Source organism: Anaerococcus sp. HMSC075B03, from assembly GCF_001815585.1.
Lineage (GTDB): Bacteria > Bacillota > Clostridia > Tissierellales > Peptoniphilaceae > Anaerococcus > Anaerococcus vaginalis.
This window is the reverse complement of the sequence record NZ_KV821198.1, coordinates 1058-7474: the sequence shown is the minus strand read 5'-3', so window position 1 is coordinate 7474 and position 6417 is coordinate 1058. Positions and strand designations below refer to the sequence as shown.

Sequence of the window (6417 nt, the reverse complement as noted above, 5' to 3'; positions counted from 1 at the left end):
TAAACCAGACTTTTAAAAGTCTGGTTTATTAAAACACTTAGTGATTCATATACTATTTTTAGGATTTAATTTTTATTTATTTTCCATTTTTTTGTAAGATTCTAATCTTTCCTTTGCAGCTTCTTCAGCTTCTGCATATAATCTATCTGCATCTTCTGGGAAGGCTTTTTTAAGGGAAGCGTATCTTACTTCGCCTTGTAGGAATTCTTGGAATGATTCTGTAGGATCTTTTGAATCTAAGCTAAATGGATTCTTGCCTTCTTCTTTAAGAAGTGGGTTAAATCTCCATAAGTGCCAGTATCCACTTGCTACAGCTTCTTTTTCTCTTCTTTGAGTCTTGCCCATTCCTGCTTTTAGTCCGTGGTTAATACATGGAGCATAAGCAATTATTAATGATGGACCATGATAACTTTCTGCTTCTTTTATTGCTTTTAATGTTTGTGCTTGGTTTGCTCCCATTGCAACTTGTGCAACGTAAACATAACCATAAGTTGTCATCATTAAACCTAGGTCTTTCTTTCTAACTTTTTTACCACTTGCTGCAAATTTTGCTACTGCTGCAAGAGGAGTTGCCTTTGAGCTTTGTCCACCTGTATTTGAATAAACTTCTGTATCAAATACGATTATATTAATGTCATCGCCACTTGCTAGAACATGGTCTACTCCTGAGAATCCGATATCATAAGCCCAACCATCTCCACCGTAAATCCAAACTGATTTTTTAACTAAATAATCTTTTAGTGATTTTATTCTTTCGATAATTTTATTTGCTTCTTCATTATCAGTTCCGTTTGCGATTAATGATTCAATTTTTATAGCTGCTTTTTTGCTTTCTTCAAAGTCATCGTTATTTTCTAACCATTCGTTAAATGCATCGTTTAATGGTGTAGAAACTTTTAATTCTAAGAATTTTTTCATCAAAGTTTCTAGTAAGAATTTGTTTGATTTTGTTGCAAGCAACATTCCATATCCATATTCAGCTGCATCTTCGAATAATGATGATGCCCAAGCTGGTCCTTCGCCATTATTATTTGTACAATATGGCATTGATGGAACTGATGAACCCCAAATTGATGAACATCCTGTTGCGTTTGAAATAATTTGATGATCACCATATAATTGAGTGATTAATTTAGCATAAGGGGTTTCTCCACAGCCTGCACATGCACCTGAGAATTCAAGCAATGGTTGGCTAAATTGAGAATTCTTAACATTTGTTGGAGCTATTTCATCATTTCTATATCCAACTTCTCCATGAGCAAATTCCCAATTATCTGCTTGTTTTTCGATTTGCTCATCTATTGGTTTCATAGCCAAAGCTTTCTTTGGAGCAGGACATACGTCAACGCAGTTTCCACATCCCATACAATCGTATGGAGAAACTTGAATTCTAAATTCGTAACCCTCTAGTCCTTTGCCTATAGCTTTTTTAGTTTCAAATCCTTCTGGTGCTTTAGCTTTTTGTTCTTCATCTAATAAGAATGGTCTAATTGTTGCGTGTGGGCAGATATATGAACATTGGTTACATTGGATACAATTATCTATATTCCATTCTGGAACAAATAATGCTATACCACGTTTTTCATATCTTGAAGTTCCTGCCATATATTGACCGTCATCGTATGGAAGATATGTTGAAACTGGAAGATCATCTTCTTCTAAGTTTATTATTGGTCTTACCATATTTTTGATAAAGTCTGGTTCATTTTCATTTGCACCTTCTCTATCTTCGCCAAGGTTTTTCCATTCTTCTTTAACTTTTATTTCTTGTAATTCTTCACTTGCACGGTCAACTGCCTTATTGTTCATATCAACAATATCTTGACCTTTCATTCCATAAGATTTTTCAATAGAATCTTTTAGATATTTTATAGCATCTTCAATTGGTAAAACTTCTGAAAGAATGAAGAAAGCTGTTTGGATAACCATGTTTGTTCTATGTCCAAGTCCAACTTCTTGAGCAATTTTTGATGCGTTTACTGTGTAGAATTTAATATTTTTATCTGCAATTTCTTTTAATAAATAATTTGGAATATGTTCTTCAAGTTCTTCTTCTGACCAAATTGTATTTAATAAGAAAATTCCACCTTCTTTAAGGTTTTTAACAAGGTCATATTGTCTTACATAAGCTTGAGGAGAACATGATACAAAGTCAGCCTCGTCTATAAAGTAAGCTGCATGGATTGGGTTTGGAGAAAATCTCAAGTGGGACATTGTTAGACCATTAGATTTTTTAGCATCATAGTCAAAATATCCTTGAGCAAACATATCTGTATTATCGCCTATAATTTTAATAGCGTTTTTATTTGCTCCAACAGTACCATCTCCACCATTTCCCCAGAATATACAACGTGTTGTTTGTCCATCAGAAATTACAAAGCTGTTGTCAACTTCAAGAGATGTATTAGTTACATCATCAATAATTCCAACTGTAAAGTGATTTTTTGGTTCATCTTTTGCTAAATTATCAAATACTGATTTAATATGAGCAGGTCTTGTATCTTTTTGTCCAAGTCCATATCTTCCTGCAATTATTTTTGGATTTCTATCAGAATCTGAGAAAGATTCTAATACATCCAAGTATAGAGGTTCTCCTGCAGAACCTTTTTCTTTTGTTCTATCTAAAACTGCAATTCTTTCTACAGTTTCTGGAATTGCTTCAAGTAAATGTTTTGTTGAAAATGGTCTATAAAGATGTACTTTTACAAGTCCAACTTTTCTTCCATCTTTATTTAATTCTTCTACTGTTTGTTGAATTGTATCAGTTCCGGAACCCATAGCTATAATTATATCTGTAGCATCTTCTGCCCCTTCATAATTAAATAATGAATAATTTGTTCCAATTTTTTCATTAATTTTATTCATATAATCAACAACTATTTCTGGAAGTCCATTGTAAGCTTTGTTTTGAGCTTCAGTTCTTTGGAAATATCCACTCTTTTCAAATACACCACGCATAGTTGGTCTGTGTGGATTTAATGAATCATTTTTAAAATCATCAATTGCTTTCCAATCAACCATATCTTCAAATTGGTCATAATCCCAAACGTCGATTTTTTGAATTTCATGGCTTGTTCTAAATCCATCAAAGAAATTAACAAATGGAACTCTAGCTTTTATAGCTGAAAGATGAGCTACTGGAGAAAGATCCATAATTTCTTGTACAGAACCTGATGCAAGCATAGCAAAACCTGTTGCTCTTGCTGCCATAACGTCTTGATGGTCGCCATACATATTGATTGAGCATGTTGATAGGGAACGTGCTGCTACGTGAAAAACTGCAGGAAGTCTTTCGCCGGCAATTTTGTACATATCAGGAATCATTAATAGAAGTCCTTGACTTGCTGTGTATGTAGATGTAAGTGCTCCTGCTGCAAGTGATCCGTGGACTGCTCCTGCTGCTCCTGCTTCATGTTGCATTTCTGTAACTGAAACTGGATTTCCATATAAATTTAATCTTCCATTTGCTGCCCATTTGTCTATAAATTCTGGCATTGGTGAAGATGGAGTTATAGGATATATAGCTGAAACTTCACTAAAAGCGTAAGATACGTGAGCTGCTGCTGTGTTACCGTCCATGGTAACTTTTCTTCTCTTTATCGTCATAAAAATTACTCCTTTTTAATAAATTTTCATAATTAATTGTCTTAAGATCATAAGCTCAAAAATAGAACTCAAAAGAGTTCTATTTTTTTATTGCTTAACTAGTTCATCAATGTATTCTGCATTAGCTTCTGGATCTAATTTGAATCCTGAAATTTTATTTACTATACAAGCTATTGCAGCATCGCCTGTGATATTACATGCTGTACCAAATGAATCTTGAGCAACATATAATGCAATGATTAAAGCTGTCATAGGTTCTGTAAATCCAAGCATTGATTGAAGAATACCTAGTGCTGCCATTACTGCTCCTCCTGGAACTCCAGGTGCTGCTACCATTGTAACACCTAGCATAAGGATGAATGGGAACATGTGTTGGAATCCTACATCTGATCCATTAAGCATAAGAATTGATAATGAACAAGATGTTAATGTTATTGTTGAACCTGATAAGTGAATTGTTGCACAAAGTGGAATTACAAAGTCTGCTATACCTTTGTTTACACCTAATTTATAAGTTTGGTTAAGTGTAACTGGGATTGTTGCTGCAGATGATTGTGTTCCTATAGCTGTCATGTAAGCTGGAATCATAGTCTTGATTTTTGAGAATGGATTTCCACCTGACATTGAACTTGCAATTGTAAATTGTGCAGTAATTGTTAGATAGTGTAGTATCAATACCATGATAAATACTCTTGCGAATACTGATAATACAACTGCTACAGTTCCTTCATAAGCCATGTTAGCAAAAATACCACAAATGTGGAATGGCAATAATGGAATTACAACATTTGATATTAATTTTGTAATAATATCAGAGAATTCATGAACTGCTTTTTTAAGAACTTCAGCTTTAGCTGCTGCTATACCAACACCTAGTATAAATGAAATGATAAGTGCTGTTGTAACAGAAAATACTGGATCCATTGGTGATTCAAATATTTTTTCTAGAGCTTTTCCTGAGTTTTTCTCTGGATCAAATGAGATTGCTCCCTTTTTAATAAAGTTAGGAAGAACAACGCTGCCTACAAAATATGTAATAGTTCCAAAGATAATTGTTGACAAATATGCAATACCTGCTGTGATTGCTAGTGTCTTTCCTGCTGAATCTCCAAGATCTGCTATACCTGGAATTACAAATCCCATAATAATTAGTGGAATAACAAATCCTAAGAAGTTGCCAAATAGACCATTAAAAGTAATTAGTATTCTAACTAAGATTTTTAAAACGTCAACTTTTTGACCTGCAAGTCCAATTAAAATACCTAGAATGATTGCAATAATTAGTCTTGGCAATAAACCTAGTTTCTTCATTTCTATTTTTCCTCCTTGAAATGAATAATATTGATCTTAAGATCAACTAAATAATATCAGTTTTACGTTTTCATGTCAACTTTATTTATAATTTTAAAAATATATTTTTATTCTTTGAGTTTTTTTCAAAAAAATATTTCAAATCTTGTAAGTTCAAAGATTATAAAATTTATATTTATTTATTATGCACTTATTTTTAAAATTTTACAAAAATTTTACAGTCATTTTATTTTGTGATATAGTTTTCCCTCTGCACCTAGATAAAATAAAATGATTTGCCTTTAAAATTTGCAAATTCCAGAAAATATTATAAAATAATACATCAATTATTCCACGAAATTTTCCAAATATTTTAATTTTTTATTAATTTCACAAATATTTTACACAAAAAAGACGAGGATTTTATTTCCTCGTCTTTTATAGCTATGGTTTTTAAAGTCCTTTCGCCTTAGTTTTTATCAATAAATATTTTAATATTTATTTTTTTTATTTTTGTATAGAGCAAATGCTGATCCGATTAAGACAAATATAAGATTAGAAGAACCTTCTATACCAGTCTTAACATTTGATTTGCTTCTAGAATTTGTTCCAGTTGAAACTTTTATCTTGCCTGTTTTGTTTGGAACAAATTTCCATTTTCCTGTGAAATTTACATCCTTATTATTGACTATGCTACTGTCTTTATCATATCCTTCAAATACCCAAGTACCATCTTTTACTTTAACTTCTAATTTAGAAGGTTTTGTAGGTGAAACTTTAGTACCATTTTCTATTCCATCTTGATTTTTTGGAAGAAGGTCTAAAATTTCTTTTGGTAGAGATTTACCTGGTGTAGATGATTCAAATTTGTGAGTTACTTTATATTTATTTTCTGCAGATGAAGATTTTTTATAGATATGAATAGTATTGCCATTTTTGTCTGTTTCAGTTTTTACATACTCATAGCCTTTAATATCTTTCTTAGGTTTTTTACCATCTTCGTTTTCTGCGATAGGATTACCCTTTTCGTCTACAAATTTAGTAACTACTTTTGAAGTATTTTCTTTCTTCTTGTAGATATGAACAGTATTGCCATCTTTGTCTGTTTCAGTTTTTACATACTCATAGCCTTTAATATCTTTCTTAGGTTTTTTACCTTCTTCGTTTTCTGCGATAGGTTTACCATTTTCATCTACGAACTTAGTAACTACTTTTGTTGAATCAGGTTTCTTTCTATAAACATAGATTATGTTTCCCTTCTCATCAGTTTTTGTAGTTATTATTTCATATCCTTCGATATTTTTGCTTGGATGTTTTCCTTTTTGAGTTTCAGCAATTTCTTTGCCATTTTCATCAACATACTTAGTTACAACATCTGGTGTAAGAGCTTTTTTCTTGTAAACATGAGTTGTATTACCATTATTATCTTTATGTGTACTTACATAATCGTAACCTTCTATGTTTACTTGACCTTGTGTTCCTTCTTTTGGAAGAAGTAGTTGGTTGCCATTTTCATCAACA

Annotated in this window: 3 protein-coding genes; all 3 read right to left on the bottom strand. The window is 32.0% G+C overall.

The annotated features are described in order from the left end of the window. Positions 1-72 precede the first annotated feature (72 nt). Entirely contained in the window at positions 73-3606 is a 3534-nt protein-coding gene (gene nifJ / locus HMPREF3045_RS06710) for a pyruvate:ferredoxin (flavodoxin) oxidoreductase (protein WP_070738144.1), read from the bottom strand. An 87-nt stretch (positions 3607-3693) separates the two neighbouring features. Next, positions 3694-4917, bottom strand: a complete 1224-nt coding sequence (locus HMPREF3045_RS06705) for a dicarboxylate/amino acid:cation symporter (protein ID WP_004837997.1) — start codon at positions 4915-4917, stop codon at positions 3694-3696. Between the two features lie 470 nt (positions 4918-5387). After that, positions 5388-6417 (bottom strand): SHIRT domain-containing protein (locus HMPREF3045_RS06700; protein ID WP_180363015.1); only part of this gene is annotated, 1030 nt, incomplete at its 5' end.